The organism is Chryseobacterium sp. RR2-3-20, from assembly GCF_017808115.1.
GTDB lineage: Bacteria > Bacteroidota > Bacteroidia > Flavobacteriales > Weeksellaceae > Chryseobacterium > Chryseobacterium oryzae.
The window spans coordinates 1-770 of sequence record NZ_JADQBD010000175.1; the positions used below are offsets into that span (position 1 = coordinate 1).

A 770-nucleotide genomic window follows, 5' to 3' on the forward strand; every position below is an offset into this window, starting at 1 on the left:
CCGTTACCTGCAATTTTACCAAAAATCACGCAAAAAAAACTGAAAATTAAACAAAACTCATAAATTAGAAAATTAAGAATGATATTTAAATATTTAAGTTTCAGTATTTCAATTGTATTTCTTTCTTTTATTGTTGGGATGATTATAACTGCTTTAATAAGAAAGACAAATTTCTATAATACAACATTATCAAATCTTAATTTTATAAAAAGCGAAATGATAAATAAAATTATTGGTGTTGGAATAATAAAATGGATTGTGAAAAATACATTTTTTAAGTTTTTAAATCCTAATCTAAAATTTGACAGAAAAATGAATATTTCAGACGTAAAAAATATTCGAAATGAAATGACTAAATCTGAAATAGACCATTTATTTGCATTCATATTTGTCATACTTTTTGTCATTGCAACATTTTACAACAAAAAATATTTACTGGCATTTACAATCTTATTTGTCAACTTAATTATGAATTTATATCCTTCTTTATTACAACAACAGAATAAAAGGAGAATTGACAAACTGCTTTCTAAGTTTGAAAACAGAAAACAAACAAACTAAACTTGAATAAAAAAACTGCAGGTAACATTGTATTGGCAAAATGCGGGGGAAAGTGCAAAATTGAAAAGCAGAAAAAATAATCCGCTCATGCTTTTCAATTCTGCATTTTTTTGTAAGTTAGCAGTATTGAAAAAGCATTCGCTACGTTTGGTCTTCCTTGAACTTTCAGTTCTTCGAAATCCCGCACTTCGCCAATACTTTTTCCGTTA

1 protein-coding gene is annotated in these 770 nt (G+C 26.2%); it reads left to right on the forward strand.

Features of this window, described 5'->3' with window-relative positions:
- The first annotated feature begins 138 nt into the window (after positions 1-138).
- Positions 139-561, forward strand: coding sequence for a hypothetical protein (locus tag IV513_RS15565; RefSeq protein WP_262897359.1), 423 nt, complete (start codon positions 139-141; stop codon positions 559-561).
- The last annotated feature ends 209 nt before the right edge of the window (positions 562-770 follow it).